The sequence below is a fragment of the Pantoea sp. SIMBA_079 genome (assembly GCF_046940275.1).
Taxonomy (GTDB): Bacteria; Pseudomonadota; Gammaproteobacteria; order Enterobacterales; family Enterobacteriaceae; genus Pantoea; species Pantoea borealis.
Genome location: NZ_JAWRYR010000017.1, coordinates 26,582 through 47,546, shown reverse-complemented (window position 1 = coordinate 47,546; position 20,965 = coordinate 26,582). Strand labels below are relative to the sequence as shown.

Below are 20,965 nucleotides of genomic sequence, written 5' to 3'. Positions count from 1 at the left end.
GAACACCGCTGAACACGGGTTATTTCATGTCTGGAGTTAACAAGATGCAAAAGCGAGCTGAGTTGTATCGCGGTAAAGCGAAAACCGTATACAGTACCGACAATCCGGATTTGCTGGTACTTGAGTTCCGCAACGATACATCAGCAGGAGACGGAGCGCGAATCGAACAGTTTGATCGTAAAGGCATGGTAAACAACAAGTTTAACCACTTTATTATGACCAGGCTGCAGGAAGCGGGCATTCCTACTCAGATGGAAGCGCTGCTGTCTGATAACGAAGCGCTGGTGAAAAAGCTGGAGATGGTGCCGGTAGAGTGTGTGATCCGCAACCGCGCGGCCGGATCGCTGGTCAAACGCCTTGGTGTGGAAGAGGGCATGCTGCTCAGTCCGCCGCTGTTTGATCTCTTCCTGAAAGATGACGCCAAACATGATCCGATGGTCAACGAGTCGTACTGCGAAACCTTTGGCTGGGTCAGTAAAGCGAACCTGGCACGTATGCAGGAGCTGACGTATAAAGCCAACGAGGTACTGAGCAAACTGTTTGATGACGCCGGTCTGATTCTGGTGGATTTCAAGCTGGAGTTTGGTCTGTTCAACGGTGAAGTTACGCTGGGCGATGAGTTCTCACCCGACGGCGCGCGCCTGTGGGACAAAGAGACCATGGACAAAATGGATAAAGACCGTTTTCGTCAGAGCCTCGGCGGCGTCGTTGAAGCGTATGAAGCCGTAGCGCAGCGCCTCGGGGTAAAACTCGACTAAACCGCATCACGTGGCAGGTAATATCGGGTCGTCTCTGCAGACGGCCCTTTTTTATATCCGTCATCTGCCGGGCTGCAACGCTGGTGATTATGCCTGGCCCCATCTAAAATCATGCCTATCTGAAGAAAAATAAACAGGAGCAGGCCATGCGCTGGCAAGGGCGTCGTGAAAGCGACAATGTGGAAGATCGTCGCGGCGAATCATCAGGTTTTGGCGGAGGCGGGCGACAGATCCGGCTGCCGCGTGGCAAAGGCGGCATTATCCTGCTGGTGGTGGTAGCGGTCGCCGGGTATTACGGTTATGACCTTACCGGACTGCTGGGCGGCGGGGGCGGCGCACCGGTGCAGCAGCGCCAGGTGGACTCCGCGCAGGATAACGAGGCGGCGAAATTTACCTCGGTGATCCTTGCGACCACAGAAGATACCTGGGACAAGCTGTTTAAGCAGATGAACAAACAGTATGTGCCACCAAAGCTGGTGATGTATCGCGGCGTGACGCGCACCCACTGCGGAACCGGCCAGGCGGCGATGGGCCCGTTTTACTGTCCGGCTGACCAGAGTGTCTATATTGATCTTTCGTTCTACGATGAGATGAAAACCAAACTCGGCGCAGGCGGCGACTTTGCGCAGGGCTACGTGATTGCGCATGAAGTAGGGCATCACGTGCAGAAACTGCTGGGTATCGAGCCGAAAGTACGAGAGATGCAGCAGGGGGCCAGCGAGAAACAGGTGAATCAGCTGTCAGTGAAAATGGAGCTGCAGGCCGACTGTTTTGCCGGCGTCTGGGGCCACTATATGCAGCAGCAGAACATTCTGGAAACAGGCGATTTGCAGGAGGCGCTTAACGCGGCAGAAGCGATTGGTGACGACCGCCTGCAGCAGCAGAGCCAGGGGCGCGTGGTGCCGGACAGCTTCACGCACGGCACATCTGAACAGCGTTACACCTGGTTCAAACGCGGTTATGACGGCGGCGATCCGGGCCAGTGTAACACCTTCGCCACAAACTGATGTCCTGTGCAGTGATCACGGCGGCGATGCAGCAGGCAGGCATTCGTCGCTTAGCGGTGATTGCGGGCGATGCACACTGGGTGCGCGAGCAGGCCGGTCTATGGCAGCAGGCGCTGCCGGGTGACTGGATCACGCTGAGCAGCGCCCGCGACCTGACGCCGCACGTTGCCCCGGCCGCGCTGCGTACGCTGCTGGGACGTGAGTTTACGCATGCGCTGTTCGACGCGCGATACGGCTTTCACGCTGAGGCATTTGCCGCGCTGGCGGGCACGCTGCGCGCCGGCAGCTGGCTGCTGCTGCTGACGCCGCCGTGGGAGAGCTGGGCGACAACTGCCGATGCAGACAGCCTGCGCTGGGCCGATGTTGCAGAGCCGATTGCCACGCCCCGCTTTATATATCGCCTGCAGCAGCTGATGCTGGCAGATGATCAGGTGCTGCTGCAGCGTCAGCATCAGCCGGTGCGTCAGCCCGCCGCAGGCGTCTGGCCGCAGTGGCAGTGTCGTGCGCCACAGCAGCAGGCGACTATTCTTGCTCAGCTGCAGGCGCTCACCTCCGGTGTGGCGGTGGTCACGGCCCCGCGCGGGCGCGGTAAGTCGGCGCTGGCCGGCATGCTGGCGCGTACTGTGTCACGCGTGCTGGTCACGGCTCCGGCAAAGGTGTCAACAGACGTGCTGGCGCAGTTTGCCGGCGAGCAGTTTTCCTTTATGGCTCCTGATGCGATCCTGCAGCAGCCGGCTGATCCGCCGCCTGACTGGCTGATCGTTGATGAGGCTGCCGCGATCCCGGCGCCGCTGCTGCAGCAACTGGTCGCGCGTTTTCCGCGCGTGCTGCTGACCACAACGGTGCAGGGGTATGAGGGCACCGGACGCGGCTTCCTGCTGCGCTTTTGCGCCACCCTGCCTGACGTTCACGCTTTTACGCTGGATGAACCCCTGCGCTGGAGCGCTCAGGATCCGCTGGAGCAGTGGCTTAATCGCGCGCTGCTGTTCGAAGAAGCGGATCAGGCTGAACCGGCATCAGAACCAATGCTCTGTAAAGTAACACCGGATGCGCATCCCGCTGCGGTGGAAGCGGGTTATCGTCTGCTGGCGAGTGCGCACTATCGTACCTCGCCGCTCGACCTGCGACGCCTGCTGGACGCGCCGGGGATGCAACTCTGGCTGGCCGGTACGCCGGAGAGCGTGGCCGGTGCGCTGTGGCTGGTTGAAGAGGGCGGGCTGGATATCGCGCTGGCGCAGGCGGTCTGGGCGGGTACGCGTCGCCCGCGCGGTAATCTGGTGGCGCAGTCCCTGGCGGCCCACGCGGGTTTCTGTACGGCGGCCACGCTGCGCTCCCTGCGCATCAGTCGTATTGCGGTCACCGCAGCCTGCCGTCAGCAGGGAGTGGGCCGTGCGCTGGTCGCACAGGCGCGTCAGCAGGCCGACGGCTGCGATTTCCTGTCAGTGAGCTTTGGTTACACGGCGACGCTATGGCGTTTCTGGCACGCCTGCGGCTTCACGCTGGTGCGGGTCGGATCGCAGCGTGAAGCGAGCAGCGGCTGCTATGCCGCGATGGCTATCTGCGCGCTGACGCCGGCCGGAAAATTATTGCAGATGCAGGCGGCACAGCGGCTGGCACGCGACGCCGTCTGGCTGCGCGACCTTATCGATTTACCGCTGCAGGGCGCGACAGCATTGCAGCAGGATCTTAATGAAGAGGATGTGGCATTGCTGGCCGGTTTTGCCTGGGCGCAGCGCCCGTTCGAAGCGAGCTATGCGGTGCTGCAGCGGCTGGTACGCGTACAGCCACAGCCGTTAACGCAGGCCATACTGCTTCAGCAACAGACGCTGAGTGAGGCGGGCAGCAGCGCCGGTCTCAGCGGCCGCAAAGCGGTGATACAGCGGCTGCGTCAGGAGACGGCCGAGGCGCTTGAACGGCTCGATCCGCAGGCAGCGCAAGCCTGGCAGCAGCAGCTGACGTTGTTGCAATAAATCAGGGTTCTTATTCAAATTTTCCCGGTATCACTCTGCTGGCTGCGGCGTATAGTGATTACAGGAGGTCAGTATGGCTTTACGATATGTTGTTGTTCAGCAGCCGGTGCAGGCTGCACAGCTCTTTCTGCTTTATCACGGCGCGGATGATAACCCTGATGCGATGGCACAGATTGGCAGCTGGTTTGCGCAGGCGTTTCCGGACGCGCAGGTGGTGTCGGTTGGTGCGCCTTATGCGGGTAATGTGCCGCAGGGCCGCCAGTGGTTCATGGATTATCCTGCCCAGGATCGTTCGCCGCAGCAGTGTGTTGATGCGGTCATGCCGGTGTTTATTGAGTCTGTCCGGCACTGGCAGCGCGCCGCTGGCGTCCGGCCGGAAGCGACGGCGCTGGTAGGCTTCTCGCAGGGCAGCACCATGGTACTGGAGGGCGTAAAAGCGCAGCCGGAGCTTGCCGGACGTGTAGTTGCCTTTAGCGGGCGCTATACCACGCTGCCGGAACGGGCCAGCAGGCGTAATACTATTCATCTTATTCATGGCGACGATGACGAACAGGTACCGCTACAGCATGCTAAAGCGGCAAACCAGCGTCTGACTGAGCTGGGGGGAGATGTGACGCTGGACGTGGTGGACGATCTGCCGCATGCGATAGATGAACGCAGCATGGCGCGGGCGCTGCATCATCTGCAATATACCATACCGCGCCGCTATTTTGATGAAGCGCTGAGCGGCGCCAAACCAAACGATGACGTTGTGATGTTTCTGTAGGGGCGGGCGGCATAAATGCCGCCCCTGCGGGTGCCCGTAGGGGGCGCATTCATGCGCCCCTGGGTATTTACGCGTCCGTTGCCAAATTGCGGCCAGGGCGGCATGAATGCCGCCCCTACAATAATTGTAGGGGGCGCATTCATGCGCCCCTGGCGTATTCATGCGCCCCTGGCGTATTTATGCGCCCCTGGTTTATCCATCGATTGTTTGCGACAAGGGCGGCATGAATGCCGCCCCTACAGGTGCCCGTAGGGGGCGCATTCATGCGCCCCAGGCCTATTTTTTCTTTGGCCAGTCATCTTCATCATCCCACTTATCGTTGAAATCACGATGCGGGGGCAAATCCGGCCGGTTATCCATATATTTCTTATGATCGATGCGCTTGAGATCTTTATAGACGTTCATCAGCACGCCCACCATCAGCACAATCACCAGTATCCACCAGTACTCTTTTAACCACTCCATGCCCCGTCTCCTTGTTTGTGCGGTCAGGCGATCAGCTGCTCCATAATGCGCTGATACATGCGGCTCAGCAGCTGCAGGTCTGACGCTTTGACGCACTCATTGATTTTATGAATTGTGGCGTTAACCGGACCAAGCTCCACCACCTGCGCGCCCATACGGGCAATAAAGCGTCCGTCGGAGGTGCCACCTGTGGTTAACAGCTGCGGCTTAATTTCATTATAGTGCGTTACGGCGTTTACCACGGCGTCGACCAGCTTGCCGCGTGACGTCAGGAAGGGTTGTCCGGAGACAGTCCACTCCAGCGTATAGCGCAGCTGGTGGCGATCCAGCAGTTCCGTCACGCGATCTTTAATCATCTGATCGGTCAGCTCAGTGCTGAAGCGAAAGTTAAACTGCACAAAAAACTCACCCGGAATAACGTTATTGCTGCCGGTACCCGCCTGCACATTCGCAATCTGCATGCTGGTTGGCGGAAAGAAAGCGTTGCCCTGATCCCACTCGGTGGCCACCAGCTCATTCAGCGCCGGCATCGCACGGTGTACCGGGTTATCTGCCAGGTGCGGGTAGGCGACATGGCCCTGCACGCCGTGCAGCGTCAGGTTTGCGGTCATGGAACCGCGCCGGCCGTTTTTCACCACATCCCCGACAATTTCTGTACTGGAGGGTTCACCCACCAGGCAGTAATCCAGGCGTTCATGACGCGCCATGAGGCGCTCCACCACTTTGACCGTGCCGTTAACCGCGCTGGCTTCTTCATCGGAGGTAATCAGAAACGCCAGGCGGCCCTTGTGCTGCGGATGCGCGGCAACAAACCGTTCAGCGGCGACCACCATCGCTGCCAGCGAGCCCTTCATATCGGCGGCACCGCGTCCAAACAGCATGCCATCCCGGATAGTGGGCTCAAACGGCGGGTTGATCCAGCGATTTGCATCACCGGGCGGCACGACATCTGTGTGTCCGGCAAACGCTAAAGTTTCCCCGTGACCGCGCGTGGCCCAGACGTTCAGCGTGTCATTAATATGCATCTGCTCAATCTGAAAACCGATAGCCTCCAGCCGGGCGATCAGCAAGGCCTGGCAGCCCGCATCATCCGGACTCAGCGAAGGGCGACGGATGAGCTGCTGAGCCAGCTCAATAACCGGACAGAACATGTTATGACTTCTCCTGAATAAAGGCGTGGTAAAGATCGGCACTGTAGCCCGGCAGCAGGCTGCCATCGGGGGCGGCAAGCAGCGGACGTTTAATGATGGCGGGCTGTGCCAGCATCACGGCGCTGGCGCTGGCCGCATCATTAATCGCGGCACGCTCTGCTTCCGGCAGCTTACGCCAGGTCGTTCCACGCGTATTAAGCAGCGCTTCATAACCGAGCCGATCAATGAAGTGCTGCAGCAGCGCGGCATCCAGTCCATCCGCGCGGTAATCGTGAAACCGGTAGTCGATGCCGGATGCGGTTAATGCATTGCGCGCTTTTTTTACGGTGTCGCAATTTTTGATTCCGTACATCACCCACTGCGCTGTCATAGCTGTTTCCCGTTCTGCAAAAAAATCTGCGCGCGAGTTTACCACAGCGGGTTGCCTGCGGTGAGCGCCAGTGGATGTTGCCTGCATTTTTCATCATCTGCAGGCTTTAATCGAAAACGCTAATCAGGACCAGTAAACGCTTTCATTTTGAGCGCAAACTGTGCGCTGCCTGATTATCAGGCCGGTAAGGATTATCTTAATCACGGAATTGTGCTACAGCATGCGAAAAAAATTATTTTTCAGCCTGTACAGCAGGTTGCAGGAATGTGCGTCAGGACACAAAAAAGAAAAACTGCAGCTTTTACCTGCTTCTGCCGATAGTGATAAGAGGTGAAAACGTATTCACCTGCAGAAAAAAGCGGCGTACAATTGCCATCACAATAAGAGAGGTTGTTATGGTTGAACATGAACTGGGGAACTGGAAAGAATTTATCGAAGCGATGTTACGTAAGTAACGCGTGACGAGGAAAGCAGGGTATTTCCCCCCCTTGCTGTGATTCTGACCACACACATCAATAAAGCCGCCGGGAGCCTCTTCCGGCGGCTTTTTCATGCCGGTTAATCCTGCGGTTTCTCACGCAGCGGAAAACGACGCCGGACCAGCACAAAGAACAAGGGTACAAAGAAGATAGCCAGCAGCGTGGCGGTCAGCATACCGCCCAGAACGCCGGTCCCTACCGCGTGCTGACTGCCTGAACCTGCGCCGCTGCTGATCGCCATCGGCAGGACGCCAAACATAAAGGCCAGCGAAGTCATTAATATCGGGCGCAGGCGCTGACGCGATGCTTCAAGCGTAGCCTGCTTTAGTTCGCGGCCTTTACTGTTGATCTCATTCGCAAACTCCACGATCAGAATCGCGTTTTTCGCCGAGAGGCCGATTACCGTCAGCAGACCCACCTGAAAATAGACGTCGTTTTCCAGCCCGCGCAGCCAGGTTGCCAGCAGGGCACCCACGACGCCCAGCGGCACAACCAGCATCACCGAGAAAGGAATAGACCAGCTTTCATAGAGGGCTGCGAGGCATAAAAACACCACCAGCAGCGAAATAGCATAGAGCGCCGGGGCCTGCGCGCCGGATAATCGTTCCTGATAAGATGCGCCGGTCCACTGGAAGCCAGTGCCCAGCGGCAGCTGCGCCACCAGCTTCTCCATCGCATCCATGGCTGTTCCGCTGCTGACGCCGCTGGCCGCTTCGCCAACAATTTCCAGTGATGCATAACCGTTGTAGCGCTCCAGGCGCGGCGAGCCGGTTTCCCAGCGGCTGGTAGCAAAGGCAGAGAAGGGCACCATGCCGCCGCTGCTGTTGCGCACGTACCATTTATTGATATCGCCGGGCAGCATACGAAACTCCGGCGCAGACTGCACATAGACCTTTTTAACCCGGCCGCGATCGAGAAAATCATTCACATAGGTCGAGCCCCAGGCAGTAGAGAGGGTCTGATTGATGGTGTCCAGCGAGACGCCGAGCGCCTGCGCTTTGCGCTGGTCGATATCAATCTGCAGCTGCGGCGTGTCGTCCAGGCCATTATGTCGCACGCGCGACAGCGCCGGATCGGCCGACGCCAGCGCCAGCAGCTTATCGCGCATCGCCATCATCTGCGTATGCCCGATGCCGCCGTGATCCTGCAGCTGCAGGTCAAAGCCGGATGAGCTGCCCATACCGCTAATGGCTGGCGGACTGCTGGCGACCACGCGCGCTTCAGCAATGGCGGTAAATGCGCGGGTAGCGCGCTCAATAATGGCAAAAGAGGAGCGGTCGTCACCCGGGCGTTCATCCCAGGGAGTAAGGCGGACAAACAGCCGCGCCACGTTCTGACCGTTGCCGCCAGGCCCGGATCCAATGGTGGCAAACACCGACGTAACGTTCTCTTTTTCTGCCGTGAGGTAGTAATGTTCGACTTTCTCTACCACGCGTGACGTCTGCTGCAGCGTTGAACCTGGCGGCAGCTGAATCTGCGTCATGAATACGCCGCGGTCTTCCAGCGGCAGAAAGGAGGTCGGCAGGCGCAAAAACAGAAAGGCCATCAGGCCGATCAGCGCGGCATAGAGCAGCATCCAGCGGCCACTCTGGCGCAGCAGCCGCGCCACGCCCTGCTCGTAGCGCTGAGTGCCGGCGTTAAATGCGCGGTTAAACCAGCCGAAAAATCCACGCTGACCATGATGTTCGCCCTGTTTCAGTGGCTTAAGCAGCGTGGCGCAGAGCGCGGGCGTCAGGATCATCGCCACCAGCACCGACAGCACCATGGCGGAGACAATCGTGATTGAGAACTGGCGATAAATGGCACCCACCGTGCCGCTAAAAAAGGCCATCGGGATAAAGACCGCGGAGAGAACCAGCGCAATGCCCACCAGCGCACCCTGTATCTGACCCATCGATTTTCGCGTGGCGGCGCGCGGCGATAATCCCTCCTCACTCATGATGCGCTCAACGTTTTCCACGACCACGATCGCATCATCGACCAGCAGGCCAATCGCCAGCACCACGGCAAACAGGGTCAGGGTGTTAATACTGAAACCGCAGAGATAGAGCACGGTAAATGTACCCAGCAGCACCACCGGCACCGCGATCGTGGGAATAAGCGTGGCGCGGAAATTCTGCAGAAAGAGATACATCACCAGAAAGACCAGCAGAATGGCTTCCAGCAGTGTTTTAACAACATCTTTAATTGACGCTTTAACAAAAGGCGTGGTTTCAAACGCGATTTTCGCTTCCAGGCCGGGCGGAAAATAGTGCGCCAGCTCCGCGACGCGGGCGCGGACCAGCCGGTCAGTATTCATCTCATTCGCGCCTGAAGCCAGCTTGACGCCCAGGCCTGATGCCGGCTGACCGTTATAGCGGCTCAGATAATCATATTTCTCTGCGCCCATGGCGATGCTGGCCACATCACCCAGCGTGACAACTGCACCGCTGCTGCTGCTTTTTAAGGTAATGGCGCGAAACTGCTCTGGCGTCTGTAGCATGGACTGCGCATTGACCGTGGCGTTCAGCGCCTGTTTTTCTATGGACGGTAATCCGCCGACCTGGCCTACGGCGACCTGCGTATTCTGTGACGCGATCGCCTGTATGATGTCGGCGGTCGTGAGCGCATAGCGGGTCAGTTTGGCGGGATCGAGCCAGATACGCATGGCGTATTGCGAACCATAGGCATCCACCTGACCGACGCCATCGATGCGGCTAAGCGGATCCTGGATGTTACTGGCAACGTAATCAGCAATATCCTGCTTGTCCATGCTGCCATCGGTGGAGACAAAGGCGATCATCAGAATATTGCTGTCGCCGGTTTTATTGACGTTAACCCCCTGCGCCTGAACGGCGGCCGGAAGTTTGCGCAGGGCGCTCTGCAGCTGGTTCTGTACCTGCTGACGCGCCTCATCGGGATCGGTACCGGCGAGAAAGGTCAGGGTAATCTGTACCTGACCGGTACTGCTGCTGTTAGAGGACATGTACATCAGGTTATCGATGCCGGTCATATTCTGTTCGATAACCTGCGTCACGGTATTCTCCAGCGTCTGCGCAGAGGCGCCGGGATAATTAGCCGTGATCCGGACATTGGGCGGAGCGAGATCCGGGTACTGTTCAACCGGAAGGGAGGTAATAGCCAGCGTACCGCACAGACAGAGTAACATCGCCAGAACCCAGGCAAAGACCGGGCGGTCGATAAAAAAGTCCGACATAACTCTGTTACTCCTCAGCGGCAGCTTTTCATTATTATGTGAGCCGCGCACGGCAGGCGCGCTGGCAGGCGAGGCGGGTACACTCTACAGAGACCAGCCTGCTTTACTTTACGCGGTGTAAATCAGAGAAACGTGGAGTAATTATGGAAGAAATGTAAATGTTACGCTGCCGGGCGGGCCAGTCTGAGCAGAACGCTTTCCTGTCGGCCACTCGTTTCCGGCGCGCTGCCTGAGAAAAAACAGCAGATATTCCCGACGGATACCCTCTGTTTTTCTGGCGTCCTCCCGACCGGTCGCGCTGCTGACCTGTTTTTTGTGCGTCACGACCGATTCTTACAAATCAGATCGTGCACCCAGCCAGTATATTTTGCTTCGTTCATGCAGAACGGGTAGGATTCATCGCCGTAATTTCCCGGGTCACCACGCGCATCGTTCCACTGCTCGGGTACCGGTTTTTTACTCCATTTCGCACCGCAGGCGCAAACGATTGGTCAGCCGGTGATTGATGGTCAGGACAAACAGGAAAGCTATGAAACATACTAAAAAAACGCCCGACGAACAGCGTGCTGCGAGAAGGCGCTGGCTGAACTCTCACGATACCGGTTACCACAAAGCGATGGGTAACCGACAGGTACAAATGATCGCCATCGGCGGTGCTATCGGCACCGGTCTGTTCCTCGGCGCTGGCGCCCGCCTGCAGCTGGCAGGTCCGGCGCTGGCACTGGTCTATCTGGTGTGCGGCATCTTCTCTTTCTTTATCCTCCGTGCGCTGGGTGAGCTGGTTCTGCATCGCCCCTCAAGCGGCAGCTTTGTCTCCTATGCGCGTGAATTCCTCGGGGAAAAAGCGTCTTATGTAGCCGGCTGGATGTATTTTGTGAACTGGGCGATGACCGGGATCGTCGATATCACCGCCGTGGCGCTCTATATGCATTACTGGGGCGCGTTTGGCGACGTACCGCAGTGGGTATTCGCGCTCGGCGCGCTGGCCATTGTCGGCACCATGAACATGATTGGCGTGAAGTGGTTTGCCGAAATGGAGTTCTGGTTTGCCCTGGTCAAAGTGCTGGCAATCGTGATCTTCCTGATTGTTGGCGTGGTGTTTCTCGGAACCGGTAAACCGCTCGACGGCAACGCAACCGGCTTCCATCTGATAACTGATAACGGCGGCCTCTTCCCGCATGGCCTGATGGCCGCGCTGGTGCTGGTGCAGGGAGTGGTATTCGCCTTTGCCTCGATTGAGCTGGTGGGAACCGCGGCCGGCGAGTGCAAAGATCCCAAAACCATGCTGCCGAAAGCGATCAACAGCGTGATCTGGCGTATTGGCCTGTTCTATGTGGGCTCCGTGGTGCTGCTGGTACTGCTGCTGCCGTGGAATGCCTACCAGGCGGGACAGAGTCCGTTTGTGACGTTCTTCTCGAAGCTGGGCGTTCCCTATGTCGGCAGTATCATGAACATCGTGGTCCTGAGCGCGGCGCTCTCCAGCCTTAACTCTGGTCTCTATTCAACCGGCCGTATCCTGCGCTCGATGTCGATGGGCGGCTCCGCGCCGGAGTTTATGTCGAAGATGAGCAAGCAGCAGGTGCCGTATGCCGGTATCCTGGTCACGGTAGCGGTTTACATCGTTGGCGTAGTGCTGAACTACTATGTGCCGTCGCAGGTGTTTGAGATTGTCCTGAACGTTGCTTCGCTGGGGATCATCTCCTCATGGGGCTTTATCGTGGTCTGCCAGATGCGCCTGCGCAAAGCGATCAAAGAGGGCAAGGCAGAAGATGTCAGCTTTAAGCTGCCGTGGGCGCCGTTCACCTCCTGGCTGACGCTGCTGTTCTTACTCAGCGTGCTGGTGCTGATGGCATTCGACTACCCTAATGGCACCTACACCATTGCATCCATTCCTCTGATCGCCGTGCTGCTGGTGCTTGGCTGGTTTGGCGTACGTAAACGCGTACAGGCAGAGGCGATGAAAGAGCATGAGGTGCACGCGGATGACAGCAGCGATGCGTCACCGCAGCTGGCGGACGAAAGCGGACGCTAAACCCTTCTCTGTAAAGTAACGGGAGCCTGCGGGCTCCCGTTTTTTTATCTGTTATACCTGTCGCCGCACAGGGAATTCAGATAGTTTTCCCCGCCGCTGCCGCCTATCATTTCAGCTTCTCTCAGCAAAGCAGCGGAGCGCTCATGGCATTCACCATCAACATCATTAAAAATAAAATCCTGTCTGAAAACTGGTTTGTGCTGCGCAATTACACCTACGAACTGACCCGCAGCAATGGCGAGGTGGTACGGCACAAACGTGAGGTCTACGATCGCGGTAACGGCGCAACGATTCTGCTCTACAATCGTGAAAAAAACAGCGTGGTGCTGACCCGTCAGTTTCGCATTGCCACTTATGTTAACGGCAACGAAAGCGGTGAGCTGATTGAAGCCTGCGCCGGACTGCTCGACGATGACACGCCGGAAGATTGCATCCGCAAAGAGGCGATTGAGGAGACGGGCTATCAGGCGGGAAAGGTAGAGAAACTCTTCGCCGCCTATATGTCACCGGGCGGCGTCACGGAGCTGATCCACTTCTTTGCCGCAGAATATAGTGAGGCGACGCGCGCGAACAGCGGCGGTGGCGTTGAAGATGAAGCGATCACCGTACTGGAGCTGCCGTTCCCGGAGGCGCTGGCGATGGTAAAAGCGGGGCGCATTTGTGACGGTAAAACCATTATGCTGCTGCAGCATGCGCAGATAGCCGGATGGCTGAAGGCGTAACCGGAGCGCAGCGATGCACCCCGGGTGGCGGACCTCAGCCACTCAGTTACGCCACCGCGTCCTCTATCTCTCCGACCACGCACTCCGGATGCGCCTGCAGTCGCGCCAGCGCTTCTGCATATGAGGGCATGGAGTCGGCTGCGCCGGCGCGTTCGACGCAAAGCGAAGCAAACGCTGCGGCAAACCGCGCTGCCTGCGGCAAATCGTCGCCGGAGGCGAGGCGCGCGGCCAGCGCACCGTTGAACGCGTCACCCGCGCCGGTGGTATCGCGCGGCTGGGCCGGAAAGAGCGGAATACGCAGCTGCCGGTCGGGCGTTGAGAGCAGGGCACCGGCCATGCCCAGCGTAATGATCACCTGGCGCGCGCCCTTGCGATGCAGCACCCCGGCGGCACGACGCGCGCTGGCGAAATCGGTTACCGTTACGCCGCTGAGCTGCGTTGCTTCGGTACTGTTCGGCGTCAGCAGATCAACCTTTGCCAGCAGCGCATCGCCAATCTTCTGCCACGGTGCCGGGTTAAGGATGACAAAGGTGCCGCTGGCGCGGGCGTTATCGATCATGCGCTGGATAGCGCTGAGATTATTCTCCAGCTGCACCAGCAGAATGTCGGCTGCGGCGACCGTAGGCTGGCAGCGCGTCACCTCGGCTGCGGTCACGGTGGTATTGGCACCGGGATAGACTGAAATCATATTCTCTGCGTCATCGCCCGCGACATAGATCAGCGCATTGCCGGTCGGCTTCTCTTTACAGGTAAACAGCGTAATGGCATCAAAACCGGTTTTTTCCAGATGCCGGCGCGCAAACAGGCCAAAATCGTCATTGCCTACTTTGCCGATATAGTGCACCCGCGCACCCGCGCGCAGCGCCGCCGTGGCCTGATTCGCACCTTTGCCGCCTGCGCCCATCATGCTGTGATGCGCGGTCAGCGATTCACCCGGCAGCGGAAAGCGGCGCATCACCGCCACGATGTCGAGATTAAAGGAGCCAAAAACACACACCTTTCCTTTCATCTTACGCTCCTGAACAGGCGTTCTGCGGCCAGACAGGCACCGCGACAGCCCGTGTAGTCGGTTGAGTGACTGAAAATAATCTTCAGGTGTTCACGGGTCACCGGCGGCCGCAGATGCTGCTGGATCTGGCTGCGCAGCTGCGCCAGCGGAAAATCAGCCATCGCCAGTACACCGCCACCGAGGATCAGGTACTCCGGATCGAGAATATTCATTTCGGTTGCGATGAGTTCGGCCAGCCGCCGGACAAACGCCTGCAGTTCCGGCTGTTCGCCGTGGCGGGTAAACAGGGCGGAGATCGGCGTACCGGCGGCATTCTGTGCGGCCCAGCGGCTCAGCCAGTGGCCCGACGTCAGCGTTTCCGCACAGCCGTGGTTACCGCACGGGCAGGGCAGGATGTTGCCCGCTACCGGAATATGCCCCAGCTCGCCGGCACCGCCATGCTCGCCGTGATAAAAGCCACCGTTCAGCCACAGGCTGTTGCCCATACCGGTGCCGGGATAGAGACCCACGGCGTTGTCCGGCAGCTGCTCCAGCTGCAGCAGATCCCACAGCATCAGATGGTTTACATCTTTGTCCATCGCCACCGGTACGCCGAGCAGCGCGGTGAGGCGCGCCGCGACCGGCTGGCCATCCAGGGCCTGAATAAAGGGCAGCGAAATGACCTGCTGCCGGTCGCGACTGAGAATGCCCGGCAGACCCAGCATAATGCCGCTTACCGGCTGCTGTTCCAGCGTGTCGCGGATGAGCTGAGCGAGCGCCAGCAGCGCGTCGGGCTGCTGCGCCCAGCTGGCGGTAGCGACTTTGCGAAAGCTGCTCCAGACGCCACCCTCTTCCATCAGCTGCAGCCGGGTACCGGTGCCGCCGATATCGATCCCGAGCCAGCGTGGTTTCATGCGGACACCTGCGTCAGCCCCTGGGCTTCATCAATGCTGTCGCGCATCATTTCCCAGGCGGTCGCTAAATCATCATGAATGTTAAACAGGCCGGAGGTGCCGACAATCAGCACTTCTGCACCCGCCCCAATCAGCTGGTTATAGGTGCGGGTGTTGCAGGAGCCGTCAATCTCAACCAGATAGTGATAACCGTGCTGCTGCTTAAGCGTTTTCAGCTCGCGCACTTTCTCCACCATCTCCGGAATAAAAGGCTGACCGGCGTAGCCAGGATCCACCGTCATCACGGTGATTTTATCCAGCAGGTGGATATAGTGCTGGATAAAGGAGACCGGCGTGGCGGGGTTAAGTACCACCCCGACTTTTTTTCCAAAGCTGCGGATCAGATTTATTACGCGGAAGGCATCGCGATTAATGGTTTCTGCGTGCGGGCAGATATAGTCAGCACCCGCTCTGGCGACCGCTTCGATAAAATCGGTCGGCTCTTCCACCATCAGATGTACATCAATGGCGACGCGGGTATAGGGCCGGATCTGCTCAATGAAGAAAGGGGAGAGCGTGATGTTTTTGACGTAGTGACCATCCATAATATCCACGTGAAGAAAGTCAGCGCGCGAATCGAGAACCTGCAGCTGGTGCTTGATCTCCATCAGGTTCATACACATCAGTGACGGGGAGATTTGAATACGCATCATACTTCCTTCTTTTCAGTCAGAGGATTAAGCACCGCGGCCAGCTTGCTGAGCTTTACCGCACGGTGTTCATTGAACCGGGTTTTAAATTGTTTAAAGGCGAGTACCACAATCAGCACTGCCCCCCACATCGCCAGACTGACGTGCTGGCTGATATTCATCAGGTTGAAGCCGGTGGAGAGCACCTGCAGCGCAATCAGCGCCAGCACGACGCCGGTGACGCGGCCAAAACCGCCGTTGGGATCGGTGCCGCCGAGGATAATCGCCAGCACCGTCAGCAGCAGGTATGCGTCGCCGTAGCCCATACGCGCTGAGTTAAAGCGCGCCATCATGATCAGGCCCGCCAGTACGCAGAGCAGGCTGGAGATCACGTAAACCAGCATCACCATGCGATGGGTGTTGATGCCGCTGAACCAGGTCGCGTTAATGTTGCTGCCGCCCATGTAAATACATTTACCGGCGCGGGTTTTACCGAGGAACAGCGCCAGCAGCGCAGCGGCAATCAGAAAGACCCAGAGCGGCAGCGGCATCCCGAGCAGCGTATCGGCGCCCAGCGCCTGCACCACCGGCGGCATGCCGCTGACGGCCGCGCCTTTGGTCAGCCAGATACCGATCCCGTTCAGCGTCATCATCGTTGCCAGCGTCACCAGAATCGGATGCGCGCCGATACGTGTCACCATCAGTCCGGTGATGACGCCAATCGCGGCGGCAATCAGCATGGCGCCGATAATGGCGATAAACAGCCACAGCAGCTGCAGCGCCATCCCGGCACCGGCGGGCAGGGCGCTCATCAGCGTCCAGGCGATAAACAGTGCGGTCAGGTTAGCGGTCGCGATAATGGCGAGATTCAGGCCGCCGCTGAGAATGGCAATAAACATTGCCAGCGTGAGCAACCCCAGCTCCGGCAGCTGAAACGCCATGCTCATAAAGGTTGAGTCGGTCAGGAAGCGGCCCGGCAGCATCAGGGTAAAGGTTGCCAGCGCCAGCGCGATAAGCAGCATCAGACCAAGGTTGGTGCCGTCAGGGCGCAGTGCAGTCAGTGATTTCATCATCAATGCCCTCAGTCACACGAAACTGACATCAGTTTCTTTGCGTTTTTTGTAGTGCGTTACGGCGATCGCAATCATGATGACGCCGCCGACCACGATATTCATGAAGTAGTTCGACACGCCCACCAGGTTAAGACCGTTTTTCAGGATGGCGATCAGGAAGACCCCCATCAGCGTGCCGCTGACCGTGCCTTTACCACCCATCAGACTGGCGCCACCCAGCACCGTTGCTGCCAGCACATCAAGCTCGCCGCCGACCAGCGCATTAGGCACCACTTCGCCCATGCGATAGACCTGTACCAGGCCGCCAACCGCCGCCATGGCGCCCAGCCAGCCGTAGGCAAAAACGTGGATCAGGCCGACGCGGATGCCGATACGTCGCGCAGACTCTGCGTCGCCACCCACCGCATAAAGCTGGCGCCCGAGGTTGGTTTTGTTCAGCAGCAGTGCCGTCGCCGCGGCAATGATCAGCATGGTGGCCAGCGGTAAACCGACCTGAAAGCTCTCGCCCTGCCAGCTGAACGGCAGCACGTTACGCAGGGTGATCCACCACTCCGGCAGCGAATAGAGGCTGCGGCCGCCGGTCACCCACATCAGCAGGCCGAACAGCAGCGACTGCATGCTGATAGTGATGATGATGGAGACCACCCGCAGCGTGGTGATCAGCAGCGCATTGATCACGCCAAACAGCGTGCCGCACACGATCGCCAGCACAATGCTGAGCAGCGCGTTATCAAACTGAAACTGCACAAACAGGGACGCAAGCAGGTACTGCACCACTGAGGCAACGGCGGCAAAAGAGATATCGATCCCGCCGGTCACCAGCACCACAAAGAGGCCCAGCGCAAAAATGCCGGTTACCGCGTAGCTCTCGGCCAGATCCAGCAGGTTCTGTACGGTAAGAAACTGATCGCTGGTCATAGAGAAAAACAGAATGAACGCCAGCAGCACCCAGGCGAGCCAGCCCTGGCTGGAGTGCGGACGTAAACGGGAAAAATCAGGCATTGATCACCTCCGCCAGCTGCTGCTGCTCGACGCTATCAGGTTGATATTCGGCATGAATGGTGCCGTCGCGGAAATGCAGGATACGGTCGCAGTTGTACCAGACCTCCGGCACCTCATCGGAGATCAGGATGATCGACAGTCCCTCTTTCGCCAGCTCATGAATCAGCTGATAGATGCTGGCTTTGGCACCGACGTCTACGCCAACGGTTGGCGAGTCGAGGATCAGGATGCGCGGCTGCGTCAGAACCCACTTTGCCAGCACAATTTTTTGCTGATTGCCGCCGGAGAGGGTGGAGATGGCGAGATTCGGGTCAGCGACGCGCACGCCGAGCTGCTGGATCCACTGCAGGATCAGCTTGTTTTTGCGGTATTCATCGATCAGGTGAAAACGGTTCTGCAGCTTGTCGAGGATCGGCAGCACCATGTTGTCAGCCACTGACTGCTGCTGCACCAGACCTAACGTCAGGCGATCCTCCGACACATAGCCGATACCGGCTTTGATCGCATCTTCATGGCCACGAAAGCGGACCGGTTTGCTGTCGAGCCAGATTTTGCCGCTGTCGGGACGCGTCATGCCAAACAGCGACAGCGCCAGCTCGGTGCGTCCGGATCCGAGCAGACCGCACAGCCCCAGCACTTCACCCTCGTAAAGTTTGAAACTGACATCATGGTACTGACCGGCACGGGTCAGATCGTCTATCTCCAGAATCACGCGCTCGCTGTTACGCGTCGGCGATTTCAGCTGATAGTCGAGCTTCAGGCCGGTCATCAGCTCGGTAAGGTGATGCGGTGTCATCTCCCGGGCGGGCCAGCAGCCCATTTTACGGCCGTCGCGGATCACCGTAACGCGGTCGGAGATCTCCAGCACCTCATCAAGCCGGTGGCTGACAAAGACCACGCAGATATTTTTATCTTTCAGATAGCGCACGGTGCGCAGCAGCTGATTAACCTCGGTGCGGGTCAGCGAGGCGGTTGGCTCATCCATGATCACCAGGCGCGCATCGGCGACCAGCGCGCGACAGATCGCAACCTGCTGGCGCTGAGCAATCGAGAGCGTCGCCACTTTCGCGTCCAGATCGAGGTCAAAATTCAGCTCGGTTATGATGCCGCGCGCGCTTTCACGCAGGCGCGCGCTGCGGTGCCAGCGCAGCAGACCATTGAGGTTATGCTCAAACGCAATGTTCTCTGCCACGCTCAGATTCGGAAACAGCGACAGATCCTGATAGATCACCTGAATACCGAAGTCACGCGCCTGTTGCGTGGTCAGTCGCGGCAGTGCCGGGCCATCGCCCAGCGTAATGCGGCTGCCGCTGTCCGGGGCGTGCACCCCGGAGATAACTTTGATCAGGGTGCTCTTGCCACAGCCGTTGGTGCCAGCGAGACAGTGCACTTCACCTGCCAGTAAGGTCAGGGAGATATCGCTCAGCGCGCGGTTGCCACCAAATGTTTTCGACAAATTCTCGAGCGCAATTAGCGTCTGTGGAATGACCTCTTGCATATCAGAGCCCCATTTTTACCAGTTTTGGCAGGTTTTCTTTATCCAGACTCTCGGTGTTGTTACCGAGAATGGTATGGGTCGCTTCATCTACTTTGACTTTGCCCAGTCCTTCAATCGTCATACCGTCGGTGATCGGCTCTTTCTTCTGCATCATGTCAGCGATACGGACAAAGACTTCACCTGCGGTCTCCGGATTCCAGATGTAGCCGCCTTTAATGGCGTTACGCTGTACCAGTGAGGCACCCTGGCCCGGACTGAAGGAGCCAATAACGCAGACCTGATCGATTTTTTTACGGTTCATTACGGCGCGTCCGGCACCAATTGGCCCCTGTGAACCAAACGCCATAATGCCTTTCAGATCGGGATATTTAGACATCAGCTCATTGGTGGTACGGATGGAGTCATCCAGCGATTCGCCGACGCCAAATTTGTCGGTGACCAGCTGCATCCTGGGGTAGTGCTCTTTCTGATAATTGAGCGCGGCGTCGGTCCACTGCTGATGCAGCGGTACGGTCAGGCTGCCCACGTACATGGCATATTTGCCCTCGTCGTGCATGCACTTCGCCAGCGCTTTCATGTGATTGATACCGTGTGTGGCGGCGTCAACCAGTTCAAAATCCCAGTTGGCCCCCTGCTGACCGGGCGACTCATGGGTAATGACTTCGATGCCGGCATCCCGCGCCCGTTTCAGCACCGGCTCCAGCACTTTCGGATCGTTGGGCACCACGCCGATGATGTCGACTTTCTGCGCAATCAAATCTTCAATAGCGCGCACCTGCAGCGCCGGATCGGCTGCGGTAGGGCCGACCATCCATGCATCGATGCCGCGCTTCGCCGCCTCACTTTTAATGCCCGCTTCCATGGCGTTAAACCAGGGAATACCACCAATTTTAACGACGATACCCATGCGTAATTTATCAGCGGCCTGCGCACCGGTGGCGGCAAACAGGGCAAGCAAAGAACAGGCAATAAGATGTTTTTTCATACAGACTCCTGGTTAATTTTTAATTAGCTGCATGGACTGATGACGCTGAGAACAGACAATGACGTTAACGCCATTCCACGCCAGTTCCTGTTCCAGCTCTTTATCTTTTAATTGGTCAGTGATCAGAAAATCGACATCACGGTAGTGACAAACACGGGCAAAAGAGGGCCGCATAAATTTACTGCCATCCAGCAGAAGATGTTTTCTTTCAGCGGCCAGTAACATTTGTTGTTTTAAATGCGCGTTATTCTCATTGCCTTCGCGTAAATAACCGTCATTACCTAAACTGCTACAGGAAAAAAATATCTTGTTAATCTGAAATTCACGCAGCGGCTGCTCAGCCACTACGCCGTGAAAATCTTCATCGCGGTCAGAATATTCACCGCCGAGGCAGATAGTACGAATGCTGCCGCGCGCCGCCAGCGTCTGCACGATGCGTAGCGAATTGGTTAGCACGGTTAACTCAATATCGGGCAGCTGTCGCGCCAGATACCAGCAGGTGGTACTGCTATCGAGCAAAATACAGTCACCCGGAGTAATAAAATCGAGCGCGCGCTTGGCAATACTCATTTTTGCATCGACATGCTCGTTAATACGCTGCCGGAAAGATAATTCATTTTCTCTGGACGATCTGTTATTTCCCTGAATGCTGGCACTCTGTCTTTTTACCGGAACAGCACCACCATGACTGCGTTGTAATAATCCATTTTTTTCCAGTTGGCTTAAATCACGCCGTATGGTTTCCTGTGAAACCTGACAAAGCGTGACCAGCTCTGAGACAATTACGCGGCCATTTATATTAAGTTCATTAATAATTCTTTGCTGTCTCTCAATCGGCAACATACTTATCCTCCGATGGCTATAAATTACTGGAAGCGGGCACGGGAAAATGTGGACTGGGCAGGAGTCCACGGTGGTAAA

At 57.8% G+C, this 20,965-nt stretch carries 19 protein-coding genes; 7 read left to right on the top strand and 12 right to left on the bottom strand.

Annotated elements, in window-relative coordinates; all coding sequences use genetic code 11:
- Positions 1-44 precede the first annotated feature (44 nt).
- The 4 genes from purC (at position 45) to ypfH (ending at position 4,501) form a co-directional block, all read left to right on the top strand.
- Positions 45-758: a phosphoribosylaminoimidazolesuccinocarboxamide synthase gene (purC, locus tag SB719_RS17325; protein ID WP_065648719.1), complete on the top strand. Its 714-nt coding sequence runs from the start codon at positions 45-47 to the stop codon at positions 756-758.
- Between the two features lie 146 nt (positions 759-904).
- Positions 905-1,765: a neutral zinc metallopeptidase gene (locus SB719_RS17320; RefSeq protein ID WP_065648720.1), complete on the top strand. Its 861-nt coding sequence runs from the start codon at positions 905-907 to the stop codon at positions 1,763-1,765.
- Entirely contained in the window at positions 1,765-3,735 is a 1,971-nt protein-coding gene (locus SB719_RS17315; protein WP_314689740.1) for a tRNA(Met) cytidine acetyltransferase TmcA, read from the top strand. Before SB719_RS17320 ends, SB719_RS17315 begins: the two co-directional genes overlap by 1 nt.
- Before the next feature lie 73 nt (positions 3,736-3,808).
- Positions 3,809-4,501 carry an esterase gene (gene ypfH / locus SB719_RS17310; protein WP_412159515.1) on the top strand — a complete coding sequence of 231 codons (693 nt, stop codon included), beginning with the start codon at positions 3,809-3,811 and terminating at the stop codon, positions 4,499-4,501.
- Between the two features lie 276 nt (positions 4,502-4,777).
- On the opposite strand, the gene SB719_RS17305 is transcribed toward ypfH, so the two are convergent.
- The 3 genes from SB719_RS17305 to SB719_RS17295 are packed head-to-tail and all read right to left on the bottom strand — an operon-like array spanning position 4,778 to position 6,487.
- Positions 4,778-4,966, bottom strand: a complete 189-nt coding sequence (locus tag SB719_RS17305; RefSeq protein ID WP_039379517.1) for a YpfN family protein — start codon at positions 4,964-4,966, stop codon at positions 4,778-4,780.
- 23 nt (positions 4,967-4,989) lie between these two features.
- Positions 4,990-6,117, bottom strand: a complete 1,128-nt coding sequence (gene dapE / locus SB719_RS17300) for a succinyl-diaminopimelate desuccinylase (RefSeq protein WP_065648723.1) — start codon at positions 6,115-6,117, stop codon at positions 4,990-4,992.
- Position 6,118: 1 nt separating this feature from the next.
- Positions 6,119-6,487: an ArsC family reductase gene (locus SB719_RS17295; RefSeq protein ID WP_292969868.1), complete on the bottom strand. Its 369-nt coding sequence runs from the start codon at positions 6,485-6,487 to the stop codon at positions 6,119-6,121.
- 395 nt (positions 6,488-6,882) lie between these two features.
- Between SB719_RS17295 and ypfM the strand changes: the two genes are divergently transcribed.
- Positions 6,883-6,942 carry a protein YpfM gene (ypfM, locus tag SB719_RS17290; RefSeq protein WP_104085366.1) on the top strand — a complete coding sequence of 20 codons (60 nt, stop codon included), beginning with the start codon at positions 6,883-6,885 and terminating at the stop codon, positions 6,940-6,942.
- A gap of 103 nt (positions 6,943-7,045) precedes the next feature.
- Here the strand turns inward: ypfM and acrD are convergent, their stop codons facing one another.
- Positions 7,046-10,162: a multidrug efflux RND transporter permease AcrD gene (gene acrD, locus SB719_RS17285; RefSeq protein WP_314688551.1), complete on the bottom strand. Its 3,117-nt coding sequence runs from the start codon at positions 10,160-10,162 to the stop codon at positions 7,046-7,048.
- Positions 10,163-10,691: 529 nt separating this feature from the next.
- Here acrD and ansP point away from each other — a divergent pair.
- Positions 10,692-12,194, top strand: coding sequence for an L-asparagine permease (gene ansP / locus SB719_RS17280; protein ID WP_065648725.1), 1,503 nt, complete (start codon positions 10,692-10,694; stop codon positions 12,192-12,194).
- A 143-nt stretch (positions 12,195-12,337) separates the two neighbouring features.
- Positions 12,338-12,916: a GDP-mannose pyrophosphatase NudK gene (gene nudK / locus SB719_RS17275; protein WP_065648726.1), complete on the top strand. Its 579-nt coding sequence runs from the start codon at positions 12,338-12,340 to the stop codon at positions 12,914-12,916.
- Positions 12,917-12,962: 46 nt separating this feature from the next.
- Here nudK and SB719_RS17270 read toward each other — a convergent pair whose 3' ends face one another.
- Genes SB719_RS17270 through SB719_RS17235 form a run of 8 tightly spaced genes read right to left on the bottom strand, consistent with a single transcriptional unit; the run spans position 12,963 to position 20,887 of the window.
- Positions 12,963-13,925 (bottom strand): ribokinase, encoded by a 963-nt coding sequence (locus SB719_RS17270; protein ID WP_065648727.1) that lies wholly within the window; start codon positions 13,923-13,925, stop codon positions 12,963-12,965.
- The gene (alsK, locus tag SB719_RS17265) at positions 13,922-14,818 is read right to left on the bottom strand and encodes an allose kinase (protein ID WP_304233837.1); all 897 of its coding nucleotides are present in this window, start codon (positions 14,816-14,818) and stop codon (positions 13,922-13,924) included. The genes SB719_RS17270 and alsK overlap by 4 nt, the downstream gene beginning before the upstream one ends.
- Positions 14,815-15,507 (bottom strand): D-allulose 6-phosphate 3-epimerase, encoded by a 693-nt coding sequence (gene alsE, locus SB719_RS17260; protein WP_065648729.1) that lies wholly within the window; start codon positions 15,505-15,507, stop codon positions 14,815-14,817. Before alsE ends, alsK begins: the two co-directional genes overlap by 4 nt.
- Entirely contained in the window at positions 15,507-16,556 is a 1,050-nt protein-coding gene (locus SB719_RS17255) for an ABC transporter permease (protein WP_065650432.1), read from the bottom strand. The genes alsE and SB719_RS17255 overlap by 1 nt, the downstream gene beginning before the upstream one ends.
- 15 nt (positions 16,557-16,571) lie before the next feature.
- Entirely contained in the window at positions 16,572-17,561 is a 990-nt protein-coding gene (locus SB719_RS17250; RefSeq protein ID WP_412159514.1) for an ABC transporter permease, read from the bottom strand.
- Complete coding sequence (locus tag SB719_RS17245; RefSeq protein WP_065648731.1) at positions 17,554-19,059, bottom strand: sugar ABC transporter ATP-binding protein; 1,506 nt, start codon at positions 19,057-19,059, stop codon at positions 17,554-17,556. The genes SB719_RS17250 and SB719_RS17245 overlap by 8 nt, the downstream gene beginning before the upstream one ends.
- Position 19,060: 1 nt before the next feature.
- Positions 19,061-20,044 carry a substrate-binding domain-containing protein gene (locus SB719_RS17240; RefSeq protein WP_065648732.1) on the bottom strand — a complete coding sequence of 328 codons (984 nt, stop codon included), beginning with the start codon at positions 20,042-20,044 and terminating at the stop codon, positions 19,061-19,063.
- A gap of 12 nt (positions 20,045-20,056) precedes the next feature.
- Positions 20,057-20,887, bottom strand: coding sequence for a DeoR/GlpR family DNA-binding transcription regulator (locus SB719_RS17235; protein ID WP_293006102.1), 831 nt, complete (start codon positions 20,885-20,887; stop codon positions 20,057-20,059).
- Positions 20,888-20,965 lie beyond the last annotated feature (78 nt).